Origin of the sequence: Noviherbaspirillum sp., from assembly GCF_035944575.1 — a bacterium.
Classification (GTDB): Bacteria; Pseudomonadota; Gammaproteobacteria; order Burkholderiales; family Burkholderiaceae_D; genus Noviherbaspirillum.
Window position 1 is genome coordinate 1 of the sequence record NZ_DASZBA010000211.1, and the last position, 12,563, is coordinate 12,563.

The following is a 12,563-nucleotide window of genomic DNA, read 5'->3' on the forward strand; positions in this document are numbered from 1 at the left end:
CAAGCTCCTGGCATTTGCAATGGGTGCGTCGTTCGGCGGCGTGGCCGGCGCGATGTTCGCGTCGTTCCAGGGTTTCGTATCGCCGGAATCCTTCTCGCTGACGGAATCGATCGCCGTGCTGGCGATGGTGGTGCTCGGCGGTATCGGCCATATTCCAGGTGTGATCCTGGGCGGCGTCATTCTTGCCGCGTTGCCGGAAGTCCTGCGCCATGTGGTCGAACCCATCCAGCGCCAATTGTTCGGCGCGGTACTGATCGATGCCGAAGTGCTGCGCCAGTTGCTGTATGGGCTGGCAATGGTCGGCATCATGCTCTATCGCCCTGCAGGATTGTGGCCGTCGCCGCGCCATGAGGATCGTCCCGACGCGAACGCCGTCAAGCGTCTCGACGAAAAAGAACCTGCTGCGCTGGCTGCATAAGGAAGATCATGAGCGAACAAATCATTCTTAATATTTCCGGTGTCAACAAGCGTTTCGGCGGACTGCAGGCACTGTCGAACGTGAACGTCAAGATCCTGCGCGGCCAGATCTACGGCCTGATCGGCCCCAACGGCGCCGGCAAGACAACGTTCTTTAATGTGATCACCGGCCTCTACCAGGCCGACACCGGCACTTTCGAACTTGCCGGCAAGCCGTATTCACCATCCGCACCGCATGAGGTTGCGAAGGCGGGCATCGCGCGTACGTTTCAAAACATCCGTCTTTTCGGCGAGATGTCGGCGCTGGAAAACGTAATGGTCGGACGCCATGTGCGTACGCACCAAGGCGTGCTTGGCGCGGTACTGCATCATAAGGCCGCCCGCCTGGAAGAAGCGGCGATCCGTCAACGTGCGATGGAATTGCTGGACTTCGTCGGCATTGCCCAATTCGCCCACCGTACATCGAAGTTTCTTTCCTACGGTGACCAGCGGCGTCTTGAAATTGCACGTGCGCTGGCTACCGATCCGCAACTGCTTGCCCTGGACGAACCGGCCGCCGGCATGAACGCAACCGAGAAGCTGGCCTTGCGCGAACTGCTCGTCAAGATCAAGGCGGAAGGCAAGACCATTTTGCTGATCGAACATGACGTCAAGCTGGTGATGGGATTGTGCGACCGGTTGACGGTGCTGGATTACGGTAAGCCGATTGCTGAAGGCATTCCTTCCGAGGTACAAAAGAATCCGGCCGTGATCGAGGCTTACTTGGGAGGGTCTCACTGATGAGCCAGAACATTCTGAAAATCAGCAATCTGAAGATTGCATACGGCGGCATCCAGGCGGTCAAGGGCATCGATCTCGAAGTCAACGAAGGTGAACTCGTCACGCTGATCGGCGCCAACGGCGCCGGCAAGACAACCACCCTCAAGGCGATTACCGGTACGCTGCCCGGCGCGCGTGTCGAAGGGCAGATTCACTACACCGGCAATCCGATCATGGGGGCGAAGTCCTTTGAACTGGTGAAGCGCAGTCTCGCGATGGTGCCGGAGGGCCGTGGCGTATTCACCCGCATGACTATCTACGAAAACCTGCTCATGGGCGCTTTCACGCGCAACGACAAGGCCGGGATCCAGGCGGATGTCGACAAGTGGTTCGGCGTTTTCCCTCGCCTGAAAGAGCGTGCATCGCAGCTTGCCGGCACCCTGTCCGGCGGTGAACAGCAGATGCTGGCGATGGCGCGGGCGCTGATGAGCCATCCAAAACTGCTGCTGCTGGATGAGCCGTCGATGGGGCTGTCGCCGATCATGGTCGAGAAGATCTTCGAGGTGGTGCGCAACGTTTCCGCACAAGGCGTGACAATATTGCTGGTCGAGCAAAATGCAAAGCTGGCATTGCAGGCGGCACATCGGGGTTACGTGATGGATTCCGGCCTCATCACGATGAACGGTAATGCCAGAGAAATGCTTGATGATCCGAAGGTGAGGGAAGCGTATCTCGGCGAAGGATGATCGGCGCATGCGCCGGTCAGCATCGCACAGTGCTCAAGTGACCTGAACCGCCTTGCCGATGGTTATCGCGCAAGGCGGTTTTTTTTGGGGCGATTAACGGCGCCAGAGAGCCCAACGCGACATCAGGCGGTCAGCATCGGAATACGCATCGCGCAAAGCGGGTTGGGGCATGAGCTTCAGAATTGCCGGAATACCGATTGCCAGCAAGGTAACATCATCCATCCAGCCGAGTACCGGGAGGAGATCCGACAGCAGATCGACCGGGCTGATGATGTAAAGAGCAAGGAGCAGGGCGCCCAACTTCACCGCGCCCGGTGTGAGCGGATTGCGGCATGCAAACCAAAGCACAACTGCATCGCGGCCGGCGGCTCGGAACAGGCGGCTAAGACGTAGAAACATGGCATCTCCGGAAGTAAATGTCCAATGGAAAAAAGCAACATCGGGTGCGAATCGGTATCCCTGCGTACCAGTTGTTTAAGACCATCTCGGCATGGAAAAGTGCCTGATGTACTGACGCCACCGGAATAATCTTCAGGTGGCATAATTTAACAAAATTCAGGAGACCATATGCAATACGCTTTCCCGCCCCAAGCCCCTGCCGCTGTCCCCATCGCAGGCAGTGACGCCCTGTTTCCGGTACACCGCATCTATTGTGTTGGACGCAATTATGTCGAGCATGCAAAAGAAATGGGCGGCACCGGCCGCGAAGCGCCGTTCTTCTTCATGAAACCTGCCGATGCGATCCTGCCGGTGGCGCAGGGCGCGACCGGTGAAATGCCCTATCCGCCGATGACAAACGATCTGCACCATGAGATCGAACTTGTGGTTGCAATCGGAAAAGGTGGTGTCAATATCGCTGCAGCAGATGCGTTTCAGCATGTCTGGGGCTATGCGGTCGGCCTGGACATGACCCGCCGGGACCTGCAAGGCGAAGCGAAAAAAGCCGGGCGTCCGTGGAGCACCGGCAAAGGCTTCGATTTCTCGGCGCCTATAGGTCCGTTGCATCCGGTCGCCGAAACGGGCGAGATTGCGCAAGGCGCCATCCGATTGAACGTGAACGGCACGCCGCGTCAGCAGAGCGATGTACAGAAGCTGATCTGGAATGTCGCTGAAACTATTGAACATCTATCCAAATACTTTACGTTGCAGCCGGGTGACCTGATTTTTACCGGTACGCCGGAAGGTGTTGCGGCAGTGAAAAAAGGCGATCTGCTGGAAGGCAGCATCGCCGGCCTGGGCGAACTTCGGGTCAGGATCGTTTAAGCAGGACGTCGTCATATCATCACGAGGGCCAACCATGAAGCTGTACGCCTATTTCCGTAGTTCCGCATCATATAGAGTGCGTATCGCTCTTCACCTGAAGGGGCTGCCCTACGAGGTTGTTCCAGTGCACCTGCTCAACGATGGTGGCCAGCAATTTTCGCCTGATTATCGCAGGCTCAATCCGGATGCCCTCGTGCCTGTACTGGTCGACGAGACGGCGGACAGCGCGGCGGCAATCAGCCAATCGATGGCAATCATCGAATATCTTGACGAAGCGTATCCACAACCGTCCCTGATGCCCGCAAAGCCAATCGATCGGGCCTTCGTGCGAAGCATTGCGTTGAGCATCGCCTGCGAGATACACCCGCTCAACAATTTGCGGGTGCTGCGCTACCTTGTGAAGCAGCTGAAAGTCAGCGAAGACGACAAGAACGCGTGGTACCGGCATTGGTGCGAAAGCGGTCTGGCTGCTGTCGAGGCGACTTTGTCACAGGACCCGCGGGTCGGCACTTATTGTTACGGTGAAACGCCAACCCTGGCCGACTGTTTTCTCGTCCCGCAGATCGCGAATGCACAGCGCTTCAATTGCGACCTCTCCAACATGCCGACCATCATGCGCATCCATCAGGCTTGCACCGGGCTTGATCCATTTATCAAGGCAGCGCCGCAGAATCAGCCTGACGCGGAATAAGGCAAACGGTTGGCATTGGAGGGTGAAACAGCCGTTTGCCGCATGTGACTCAAGTAATCACTTTTTGCCGCTGCATGCCGAGGCCATCAATGCCGAGTGTCATTTCATCCCCTGCACGTAGGAATCGTTGCGGTTTCATTCCCATGCCCACACCGGGCGGTGTGCCGGTGGTGATGATATCGCCCGGCATCAATGTCATGAACCGGCTGACGTAACTTACCAGCTTGGCGACAGAAAAAATCATGGTCCTGGTATTGCCTGTCTGTACCCGTTCACCGTTAAGGTCCAGCCAGAGATCAAGCCTTTGCGGCTGTATGATTTCATCGGCCGTCACCAGCCAGGGTCCGACGGGGCCGAAGGTGTCGCAGCCTTTGCCCTTGTCCCACTGCGAGCCGCGCTCAAGCTGGAATTCACGTTCCGATACATCGTTGACGATGCAATAGCCGGCAACGTACTGTAAGGCGTCTTTCTGGCTCACATACTGTGCCTTCGTGCCGATCACGACGCCAAGCTCAACTTCCCAATCCGATTTTTTCGAGTCCCTTGGCAATACCACCGGATCGTCCGGACCCGACAAGCTGCTGGTGGCTTTCATGAACACAATCGGTTCGCTCGGCACCGGCATGCCAGCTTCAGCAGCGTGATCGGAATAATTCAACCCGATGCCGATGAACTTGCCGACTTGCGCTACCGGAACCCCGAACCGGGGCTTTCCCCTGACGAGGGGAAGGGAATCGGCTTTGATCTTCGACAGTCTGCTTAACGACTTGGCCGATAGCTGTTCAGGTCCAATATCGTCAATGATGCCGGATAGATCGCGCAGCTTTAGTTCTTGATCGATCAGCCCCGGCTTTTCTTTTCCCATGCGTCCATAACGTACCAGTTTCATACCATTCCCCTATGTCAATTCAGGCAGCGTTATGGTAAGGGAATTGTGAGAGGCGCGTTAAACGAAAGCAGTGGCAATATGGTTTGTCCCGGTGAAGAGGGCAATCAAGGTTCGACTGCATGGCTGCGTTTTTACAGTATGCATTTGTGATGAATGAAGATACCGGGGCAACATGTTCTTCGCGTCGGACGATGATGTCCAACGGGTGTCTTGCATAAACTTACATGTGTGCATAACCGGCGGAGGACCGGCTGCTGGCGGGCTGCTTTCGTTCAACCGGCATTGCAGTTGAACGAAAGCAGCAGGGTAAAGCCAGTCACTACAGCACCATGAATACCAGAGACAGGCCACCCAACATTGCAGCTTGCATCAACATCACTAGAACGGGAATTCTCATTTTGAATCTCCTTGACAGGTAAGACTTTCATAAGGTGTTTCCGCTCTTGTTTGGGTATGGGGAATGAAAAAAGTTCGCCGGTGTGGCAGGCGATTTAATCATGAAGATTGCCTGAAACATTGGCACCTCATTACTTATGGCTGCAAGTCATTAGTCGATGCAAGGCGGCAAGCAGATGCAGGACGAGCGCGATCGATCAGCCGCCGGCGACATCAATTAAAAATCCAGCTTGCACCCGCACGGAGCAAGGTGGAATTGCCGGACACGCCGACACCTGCGGAATACATGGTCCCGCCTTGACGCGACAAGTGGTTAACCGAGAGCCCGACGGCAGCCTGCCCGTTGGAGGAGCCGACGCCGGCGGCCAGGGCGGTTGTGCCGGGCTTTGCGAAAAACACCGGTTGAGCAAGTGCGGTCGCTGCAGCTACGGCGCCGTTCAGCCTCTTTTCCGCTGCCGTGATACGGCGGTCGACTATGCTGCAAACTCGGACCATGCAGCTGTCAAGGCAAGGCATCTGAAGGCCCTGTGGGAAAGCAGAGGGACCATGGAAAGGCCGGACAACCGCCGGGCGGTGTTGGATAGGGAGCGTGAAGGCCTGGCTACCGTGGATGTGCCGGCTCTGGCGGCGAAGTTCGAAGCCGCGTCAGGCGCATGATGGACAACCGGACGCAATTTTCTGCGGAGCGCAGCGTAAGCACGCGATGGCCAGGCAACGCGCCGTTCGTTCATGCATCGCGCCAATCATCGGCATGGATCCTGCCGGATCGTGCAAAACGGACACACTGCACGGCCGAATGCCCGCAATCTTGTTTCTTGTTGGAAATTATGTAACTATCCTGCAAAGGTAATCACCTCAGGTGAAAGAGCGGCGCGCCGGAGTCCTGCCACATTGCGCACGATAAGCGCAGTCCAAGCCGCCAGCCGGACGGCAACAGCCGTATGAGCCTGTTTGAAGCATGACGCGCGTCCCGACTCCAGGGCTGCGAAGCTGGCCGTATCTTTCGTATGGCTATGCATCCCGGCCCGTATTCGATCCGCTCACATGAAATTCAAGCGGGCTCCAAGAAGAATATGAATGCAGAGGGAGACACGGCATGAAACCGACGCGGTCCGGCGGTACGCGTACGCCGGAGGAGATCGCCGGCAATCTGGCGGCCTTGCGCATCGTGGCAAGGACCTGGATCACCGACGGCATATTGCTGGCTGTCCTGGTTTATCTTGCCGGTCTCACTTTCCTCGTGCCGGCTTTGTACGTGTCCACCGGATTGACCTACGTCGCGGTGATCTACTGGGCGATGAGCCGCGGAATGACGGAACGTTTCGTCGATCCGACGGTCACCTTTCCCCAACTGATTCTTGCCCTCTCCAACCAAACCCTTTGTCTGGGGCTGGTGCCGGAGGTTGGCATTTTCTTTCTGTTTTCAATTTTCCAGACCATCGCATTCGGCTTGTTTTCGCTGAACGTGAAGCAGTTTCGCATCCTGCTTTTCATCGTTACGACAGAGGTGCTACTGGCGGTTCTGATCGCAGGAGCGAAAATTTCCTTTCCGGTCGATACGCTGCTGGGCCAGTTGCTGCTGTTCGCGTCCTTCGCACTTGCGCTGCGCCGTTTTGTATGGATCGCCGGTTATATGTCGAGCCTGCGCCGACGCATATCGGCAAAAAACCTGGAACTGGCCGAGAGCGAGCTGCGCTTCCGTTCGCTGACTGAGCTGTCCTCCGACTGGTATTGGGAGCAGGACGCCGAGCTGCGCTTTACGCGGCTTGAGTCCGGCAAGGACAGCAAAGTGCTGCCGCAGGATCTTCTTCTGGGCAAGCGGCTCTGGGAAAGCGCATTCGGCGTGGAACTGGAAGGTGGCTGGGACGAAGTACGGGAAATGTACGCGCGCCGCCAGCATTTCCGCGAGGTGGTCATCAAGCGGGCGTTGCCTGACCGGCGCGAATATTTCGTCAGCCTGAGCGGCGGCCCCATCCTGGACAAGGGTCTTTTTAAAGGGTATCGCGGCGTTGCCAGGGAAGTCACCGATGAAAAGCTGGCCGAGGAGCGCATCCAGCATCTTGCAACGCATGATGGCCTGACCGGGCTCCCCAACCGCTTGATGTTCAACCAGTTGCTCACGATGCAGATACAGTCGTCGCAGCGCTTCGGCCGCCGGTTCGCGGTGCTGTTCATCGACCTCGATCGCTTCAAGCTGATCAACGACACCCTCGGCCATGAAGCCGGTGATTTCCTGTTGAAGGAAATTTCGTTGCGTTTCAAACAGGCTGTGCGTACCAGCGACCTCATCGCACGTCTGGGCGGCGACGAGTTCGTCGTATTGATTCCCGAGCTTGTCGATGAGAAGCAGGCTGCCGCAGTGGCCCGCAAGCTGCTGGTCGCGGCAGTCACGCCGGTGGTCCTGGCAGGCCAGGAATACCGTGTTTCGGCCAGCGTCGGCATCGCCGTGTACCCGAACGACGGAACCGATGAGCAGGCCCTCCTCAAGAACGCCGACAGCGCGATGTATCTAGCGAAAGAAGAGGGCAAGAACAACTTCCAGTTTTATTCGACGTCGATCGGCGCGGAAGCGATGGACAGGTTGTCCGTGGAAGTGGGTTTGCGGCATGCGCTGGAGCGGAAGGAATTCGAGATTCACTACCAGGCCAAGCTCGACCTGCGTACAGGCCATGTGTCCGGCACCGAGGCTTTGCTGCGGTGGAACAATCCTTCGCTCGGCCAGGTGCCGCCGGTGCATTTCATCCATGTCGCGGAGGAGTCCGGCCTGATCATCCCGATCGGGAAATGGGTGCTGCGAACCGCCTGCGAGCAGAACATGGCATGGCAACGCAAAGGGATGCGTCCCATCCGCATGGCGGTCAACCTCTCGGCGCGGCAATTCTCCGACAGGAACCTGGTGGACGATATTGCCGCCATTCTCACGGAGACAGGCATGCCGGCCGGCCTGCTTGAACTGGAAATCACCGAAGGCATGGTGGCGCACAACCCGCAGCAGGCGGTGCTCACCCTGCAGGCAATCAAGAAGCTTGGCGTGCGTTTGGCCATCGACGATTTCGGCACCGGGTATTCGTCGCTGGGCCAACTGCGCAATTTCCCGATTCACGTGTTGAAGATCGACCGTTCCTTCATACGGGAGCTCGAAGCCAAGGCGGAAGACCGGGCCATTGTCGAAGCCATCGTGGCGATGGGCAAGACACTGCATCTGACCGTCGTCGCGGAAGGCGTGGAGACTGCCGGACAGCAGGACTTCCTGCTCCAGTCGGGGTGCGATGAAGTACAGGGATTCCATATCAGCCGGCCGATCCCGGCAGACGCCTTCGCGGCGTTTTTCGACGGAACCCGCAATCCGCCTGGCTTGGCGAACAACCCGGGCATCAGCGTCACGACCGGTTGAACACGTATCGGGCCACGGATCTCACCGCGTACACCAGTCGTGGCGGCAAGATCATGTTCATCCACGGCATCGGCGATCTGGTCTTTTCGTTTAATGACACGGCCGACTATTACAAGCGGTTGGTGAACGCGGCCGGCGACCGATTCCCGCGACAGCCTGACGGCTCCGGTCAACTGAATATTTGTGCAATGAATGAAAAAAGCCTGCGCAACGGCAGGCTTCAGGGTTTATCTGTGCCGGCCAAAGCGCCGGATTTCATCTAAGGCGAGACGGGCTTCCAGTTGCCGTTCTGTACGGTAAGCATGACGCGTGCATTGTCCTCCAGGCCGAAATGATCCTTGGGTGTGAACCGGATCACGCCCTGCGTGATGGGGACGCCCTTGGTGGACTCGAGCGCTTCCTTCAATGCGGCGCGGAACTCGGGCGTACCGGGCTTGGCTTTCTTCAGCGCCTGGGGCACCACCTGATTCAGCACGAGATAGGCATCATAGCCGTGCGACGCGAACTGATTGCGGGTGCCCGCGCCGAACTGCTTCTCGTAGCGATCAACGAAGTCGGTGGCAAGCTTCTTGGATGGATGGTCATTGGGCAGGCCCTCCGGCATGATGGCGAGCCCGGCCACGACGAAGGATCCCTCGACATCCTTTCCACCGATCCTGATCAGGTCACGCGACGCGGCGCCATGCGTCTGGTAGATCTTTCCCTTGTATCCGCGCTCGATCATGGCCTTGTGCGGCATCGCGGCGCCGCTGCCGGACGCACCGAGCAATACCGCATCCGGTTTGGCGGACATGATCTTCAGCGCCTGGGCGGTGACGGTGGTATCGGCGCGGGCAAATCGCTCGGTGGCGACCGATTGCAAGCCGGCCTGATTGGCCGCGGCAGTCATCGCCTTGAACCAGGACTCGCCGTAGGCGTCGGAGTAACCGAGGTACGCATAGGTTTTCACGCCGGTGCGCTTCATGTGCTCCGCGACGGCATTGGCCATCAATTGGGTCGACTGCGCCACCCTGAACGTCCATTCTCCCTTGGCTTCCGGCAGTTCGACCGGCGAGGTGGAAATCTGCGGGGTCTTCAGTTCCGACGCAACTTCGGCAAGCGCGGCGGATGCCGGCGTCGCGGTGGAGCCGACGATGACGTCGACTGCCTCGTCGGTGATCAGGCGACGCCCGTTCTTGCTGGATTGGGTGGAGTCCGATGCATCGTCAAGAATGATGAGCTTCAACTTTTCGCCGCCGATCGTGTCCGGCCACAGCGAGATGCCGTTCCTGGTGGGTATCCCCAGTCCTGATGCCGGTCCTGTCAGCGGCAAACTGACGCCGATTGTTATGTCCGCAAAGGCAGGTGCGGCAGCGGTACCGACCAGCATGCCCGCCACCAGGATTTTTAATGTGGTTTTCATAGTTGTCTCCTCGATGAATAAACAATCAAACAATGGTGGTTGCATGACACCGCCTTGCATGCATCCGCCCCATGCCGTGGGCCGGCGCATGCAAGGCGGCGTGCGTTCAGCTGGAACGGCACAATTTCTGCGCCGCTGATTTGCAACGCGGCTACCTGCGAGGGCCTGCTGTCAACCGACCATTACGTTATGAATCGTTATTGTTATGAAACAAAACAGTTATTTACTATAACTAGGTCGGCATGTATATGCAAGCCGTCAAAGGGCTTTTTATCCTGAACGGCTTTATGTCTTGGGAAGCGAGAATCCGGTCGCTATTCCTGACGAAATGAAAAAGCAGCGGATGTGCAGTACGCCTGCAAGCACGCGCTACGCAATGTCGCGTGATGCTTTGGCATCAGTGAGTGTCCAGATATTCATCGTCGACCTGCCAGAACATTTGTCGTCTTCAGGGAGGACAGCACGGGCATGCCATCCACGTTACTATTCCACCTATCAATCAAAGTCTTCTAAGCTGTCAAGTGAAGACCGTCACGATCATTGTCCGGCTTGTTTGAAAGCAAGCCTGGCTGCCCGATCCAATGCGGCGCGCGGATCAGGATGCGCCCGGGTGGATCGGTATTCCCGATGAATCAAGTGAAATGGAAACCAGCGATGGAACGACAAGAGAACCCGGCCCGGAATGGAGACGCATCAACATGAATGCACGAACAGGCGACCAGGTGTCGGAAGAGACAATGCAGGCGCCTGAGCTGCGCTTTCTGTGCCGCATCACGGCACGCGTCTCGCCCGTGGTTTCATTGGGAGCGGCGCCATTCGGCGAGCGCCGGTTTGTGCCCATCATCGGCGGGGAAGTGCAGGGCGGCATGCTGTCAGGCGAGGTGCTCTCCGGCGGCGTCGACTGGCAGATCCAGCGCAGCGACGGTGTGCTCGATATCAGTGCGCAATATGTGATACGGGCGTCTGATGGCGCCCTGATCGAGGTGGTCAGCCGCGGATATCGCCACGGCCCCGAGGAAGTCATGGCGCGTCTGGCAAGGGGGGAGCAGGTCTCTCCCGACGAATACTATTTTCGGACGGCGATGTCATTCCAGACAGGAGCGCCGGCATGGGCGCATCTCAATTCAGTGCTGGCAATCGGCAAGGCTGTCAGGAAACCTGATGCCGCCATGCTGGACGTTTTCCTGATCGGATAAACACGCCCAATGCAGGGACTGCTCCTTACGCTGGCGGAACGCCGCAGATCTTGCCGAGAAGCTCCCGCAGTTGCTGGCGCTCCTTCTCCGTCAGTTGCTGCGAGATGCGGTCGTCATGCTCTTTGACGGCATTTTTGTATTTCTTCAGCTGCCGTTGTCCTTCCCTGGTCAGCTGCAGGTTGTAGGAACGGCGATCTCCGGAGTCCTGGCGTTCCACGAGGGCGGCCTCTTCAAAGGCGTCAATAATCGATACAACGCCGGAACGGGCGATGCCCATGACCTCGGCCAGCTTCGTTTGCGAAATGCCGGGATTGCTGCCGATGATGACTAGCGAGGAAAAACGCTGCGGCGTCAATCCGTCGGCGCCGAGCGTTGCAGCGAAGTCTTCATAGATCGAGAGCTGTGCGCGCCGAACCGCGTAACCGACCAGTTCTTCGAGGATATCGTAATTGATTCCCTCGATTCTGGCGTTGAATGAAGTGGCGTTAGATCTGTTTCTCAAGTGTTTCCCTTCTCCCGTTTTGTGACGGTTTTCTGGTCTAAACATTTTTACCTTGCCACGTGAATGATTTGTTCCCAGTCGTCCGGCCAAAGTTGCCCGGCCATGACGAATATTGTAACTGGTCGGGAAGCGGCGGAGGAGGGTGGAACGGTTCACGCAGGAAAGTAATTGCGCCAGTGCCATCGCTTGGTTATACGGCCGATATTCCTGGCCTTCGCAACGCATGCGGGAGGCCGGCGCCAGCGCCATTTTTCACTTGTGGTTTGGTGCGTAACTGTTATAGAGTAGAACAATACAGCGACATTACAATTGATCCATCGCGCGTGATTTTGCCTGCGGGTTTGGCCCGCGCATCCCACGGCCGTCATTGTTGCATCGCTGCACCCGGTGTCCGACCCGTGCAATCTTTGCCGGGAAACCGGCACATCGGACAATGCCATTTATGCCTTGGAGACGAACATGAAAGTTGCAATTGCCGGCGCTGGTATCGGTGGACTGACTCTGGGACTGATGCTGCACGAACGCGGCATTCAGGTCGATATTTACGAAGCGGTCAGCGAAATGAAGCCGCTGGGCGTTGGCATCAACCTGTTGCCGCATGCGAGCCAGCAATTGTCCCAGCTCGGCCTGGAAGAATGCCTGGCCGAGAAGGGCATCGAGACGTCGGCCCTGGCATATTTCAACAAATTCGGCCAGCAGATATGGCACGAGCCGCGCGGTCGGGCAGCCGGGTACAGTACGCCGCAGTTCTCCATTCACCGCGGCGAATTGCAGATGACCTTGCTGGAAAAGGCAATCGAACGGCTCGGGGCGGATCGCATTCATCAAGGACTCGCATTCAAGTCATTCGAGCAGAATGCCGACAAGGTGATTTCGACTTTTGTCCGGCATTCGGACCAGTCGGACGT

15 protein-coding genes are annotated in these 12,563 nt (G+C 57.6%); 9 read left to right on the top strand and 6 right to left on the bottom strand.

Going from position 1 to position 12,563, the window contains the following annotated elements:
• The 3 genes from VGU61_RS16985 to VGU61_RS16995 all read left to right on the top strand — a co-directional run.
• The coding region (locus tag VGU61_RS16985) for a branched-chain amino acid ABC transporter permease (protein WP_414691652.1) at nt 1–418 on the top strand (418 nt) is incomplete at its 5' end.
• An 8-nt stretch (nt 419–426) separates the two neighbouring features.
• Nucleotides 427–1,197 carry an ABC transporter ATP-binding protein gene (locus VGU61_RS16990; protein WP_326860392.1) on the top strand — a complete coding sequence of 257 codons (771 nt, stop codon included), beginning with the start codon at nt 427–429 and terminating at the stop codon, nt 1,195–1,197.
• Nucleotides 1,197–1,922, top strand: coding sequence for an ABC transporter ATP-binding protein (locus VGU61_RS16995; protein ID WP_326860393.1), 726 nt, complete (start codon nt 1,197–1,199; stop codon nt 1,920–1,922). Before VGU61_RS16990 ends, VGU61_RS16995 begins: the two co-directional genes overlap by 1 nt.
• A 93-nt stretch (nt 1,923–2,015) precedes the next feature.
• Here the strand turns inward: VGU61_RS16995 and VGU61_RS17000 are convergent, their stop codons facing one another.
• Nucleotides 2,016–2,321 carry a YkvA family protein gene (locus tag VGU61_RS17000; RefSeq protein WP_326860394.1) on the bottom strand — a complete coding sequence of 102 codons (306 nt, stop codon included), beginning with the start codon at nt 2,319–2,321 and terminating at the stop codon, nt 2,016–2,018.
• A gap of 168 nt (nt 2,322–2,489) precedes the next feature.
• On the opposite strand from VGU61_RS17000, the gene VGU61_RS17005 reads away from it, so the two are divergent.
• Both VGU61_RS17005 and maiA read left to right on the top strand, forming a co-directional pair.
• Nucleotides 2,490–3,185: a fumarylacetoacetate hydrolase family protein gene (locus tag VGU61_RS17005; protein WP_326860395.1), complete on the top strand. Its 696-nt coding sequence runs from the start codon at nt 2,490–2,492 to the stop codon at nt 3,183–3,185.
• Between the two features lie 34 nt (nt 3,186–3,219).
• Complete coding sequence (maiA, locus tag VGU61_RS17010) at nt 3,220–3,876, top strand: maleylacetoacetate isomerase (protein WP_326860396.1); 657 nt, start codon at nt 3,220–3,222, stop codon at nt 3,874–3,876.
• Between the two features lie 49 nt (nt 3,877–3,925).
• Here the strand turns inward: maiA and VGU61_RS17015 are convergent, their stop codons facing one another.
• The 3 genes from VGU61_RS17015 to VGU61_RS22675 form a co-directional block, all read right to left on the bottom strand.
• Complete coding sequence (locus VGU61_RS17015; protein ID WP_326860397.1) at nt 3,926–4,765, bottom strand: fumarylacetoacetate hydrolase family protein; 840 nt, start codon at nt 4,763–4,765, stop codon at nt 3,926–3,928.
• Between the two features lie 272 nt (nt 4,766–5,037).
• Nucleotides 5,038–5,193 carry a hypothetical protein gene (locus VGU61_RS17020; RefSeq protein ID WP_326860398.1) on the bottom strand — a complete coding sequence of 52 codons (156 nt, stop codon included), beginning with the start codon at nt 5,191–5,193 and terminating at the stop codon, nt 5,038–5,040.
• Between the two features lie 181 nt (nt 5,194–5,374).
• On the bottom strand, nt 5,375–5,677 hold the full coding sequence (locus tag VGU61_RS22675; RefSeq protein WP_414691653.1) for a YadA-like family protein: 303 nt from the start codon (nt 5,675–5,677) through the stop codon (nt 5,375–5,377).
• A gap of 580 nt (nt 5,678–6,257) precedes the next feature.
• Between VGU61_RS22675 and VGU61_RS17025 the strand changes: the two genes are divergently transcribed.
• Both VGU61_RS17025 and VGU61_RS17030 read left to right on the top strand, forming a co-directional pair.
• Entirely contained in the window at nt 6,258–8,555 is a 2,298-nt protein-coding gene (locus tag VGU61_RS17025) for a putative bifunctional diguanylate cyclase/phosphodiesterase (protein WP_326860399.1), read from the top strand.
• 53 nt (nt 8,556–8,608) lie between these two features.
• On the top strand, nt 8,609–8,818 hold the full coding sequence (locus VGU61_RS17030) for a hypothetical protein (RefSeq protein ID WP_326860400.1): 210 nt from the start codon (nt 8,609–8,611) through the stop codon (nt 8,816–8,818).
• Here VGU61_RS17030 and VGU61_RS17035 read toward each other — a convergent pair.
• Complete coding sequence (locus VGU61_RS17035; protein ID WP_326860401.1) at nt 8,815–9,957, bottom strand: ABC transporter substrate-binding protein; 1,143 nt, start codon at nt 9,955–9,957, stop codon at nt 8,815–8,817. The genes VGU61_RS17030 and VGU61_RS17035 overlap by 4 nt on opposite strands.
• A 698-nt stretch (nt 9,958–10,655) precedes the next feature.
• Between VGU61_RS17035 and VGU61_RS17040 the strand changes: the two genes are divergently transcribed.
• The gene (locus VGU61_RS17040; protein WP_326860402.1) at nt 10,656–11,153 is read left to right on the top strand and encodes a DUF3237 domain-containing protein; all 498 of its coding nucleotides are present in this window, start codon (nt 10,656–10,658) and stop codon (nt 11,151–11,153) included.
• Nucleotides 11,154–11,178: 25 nt separating this feature from the next.
• Here VGU61_RS17040 and VGU61_RS17045 read toward each other — a convergent pair whose 3' ends face one another.
• Nucleotides 11,179–11,904 (bottom strand): MarR family transcriptional regulator, encoded by a 726-nt coding sequence (locus tag VGU61_RS17045; protein WP_326860403.1) that lies wholly within the window; start codon nt 11,902–11,904, stop codon nt 11,179–11,181.
• A 210-nt stretch (nt 11,905–12,114) separates the two neighbouring features.
• On the opposite strand from VGU61_RS17045, the gene VGU61_RS17050 reads away from it, so the two are divergent.
• Nucleotides 12,115–12,563 (top strand): FAD-dependent monooxygenase (locus VGU61_RS17050; RefSeq protein WP_326860404.1); only part of this gene is annotated, 449 nt, incomplete at its 3' end.

What these genes read in the sequence shown, in the direction of transcription:
- VGU61_RS16990 (WP_326860392.1), top strand. Translation starts at nt 427, where the DNA reads ATGAGCGAACAAATCATTCTTAATATTTCCGGTGTCAACAAGCGTTTC.
- VGU61_RS16995 (WP_326860393.1), top strand. Translation starts at nt 1,197, where the DNA reads ATGAGCCAGAACATTCTGAAAATCAGCAATCTGAAGATTGCATACGGC.
- VGU61_RS17000 (WP_326860394.1), bottom strand. Translation starts at nt 2,321, where the DNA reads ATGTTTCTACGTCTTAGCCGCCTGTTCCGAGCCGCCGGCCGCGATGCA.
- VGU61_RS17005 (WP_326860395.1), top strand. Translation starts at nt 2,490, where the DNA reads ATGCAATACGCTTTCCCGCCCCAAGCCCCTGCCGCTGTCCCCATCGCA.
- maiA (WP_326860396.1), top strand. Translation starts at nt 3,220, where the DNA reads ATGAAGCTGTACGCCTATTTCCGTAGTTCCGCATCATATAGAGTGCGT.
- VGU61_RS17015 (WP_326860397.1), bottom strand. Translation starts at nt 4,765, where the DNA reads ATGAAACTGGTACGTTATGGACGCATGGGAAAAGAAAAGCCGGGGCTG.
- VGU61_RS17020 (WP_326860398.1), bottom strand. Translation starts at nt 5,193, where the DNA reads ATGAAAGTCTTACCTGTCAAGGAGATTCAAAATGAGAATTCCCGTTCT.
- VGU61_RS22675 (WP_414691653.1), bottom strand. Translation starts at nt 5,677, where the DNA reads ATGCCTTGCCTTGACAGCTGCATGGTCCGAGTTTGCAGCATAGTCGAC.
- VGU61_RS17025 (WP_326860399.1), top strand. Translation starts at nt 6,258, where the DNA reads ATGAAACCGACGCGGTCCGGCGGTACGCGTACGCCGGAGGAGATCGCC.
- VGU61_RS17030 (WP_326860400.1), top strand. Translation starts at nt 8,609, where the DNA reads ATGTTCATCCACGGCATCGGCGATCTGGTCTTTTCGTTTAATGACACG.
- VGU61_RS17035 (WP_326860401.1), bottom strand. Translation starts at nt 9,957, where the DNA reads ATGAAAACCACATTAAAAATCCTGGTGGCGGGCATGCTGGTCGGTACC.
- VGU61_RS17040 (WP_326860402.1), top strand. Translation starts at nt 10,656, where the DNA reads ATGAATGCACGAACAGGCGACCAGGTGTCGGAAGAGACAATGCAGGCG.
- VGU61_RS17045 (WP_326860403.1), bottom strand. Translation starts at nt 11,904, where the DNA reads ATGGCGCTGGCGCCGGCCTCCCGCATGCGTTGCGAAGGCCAGGAATAT.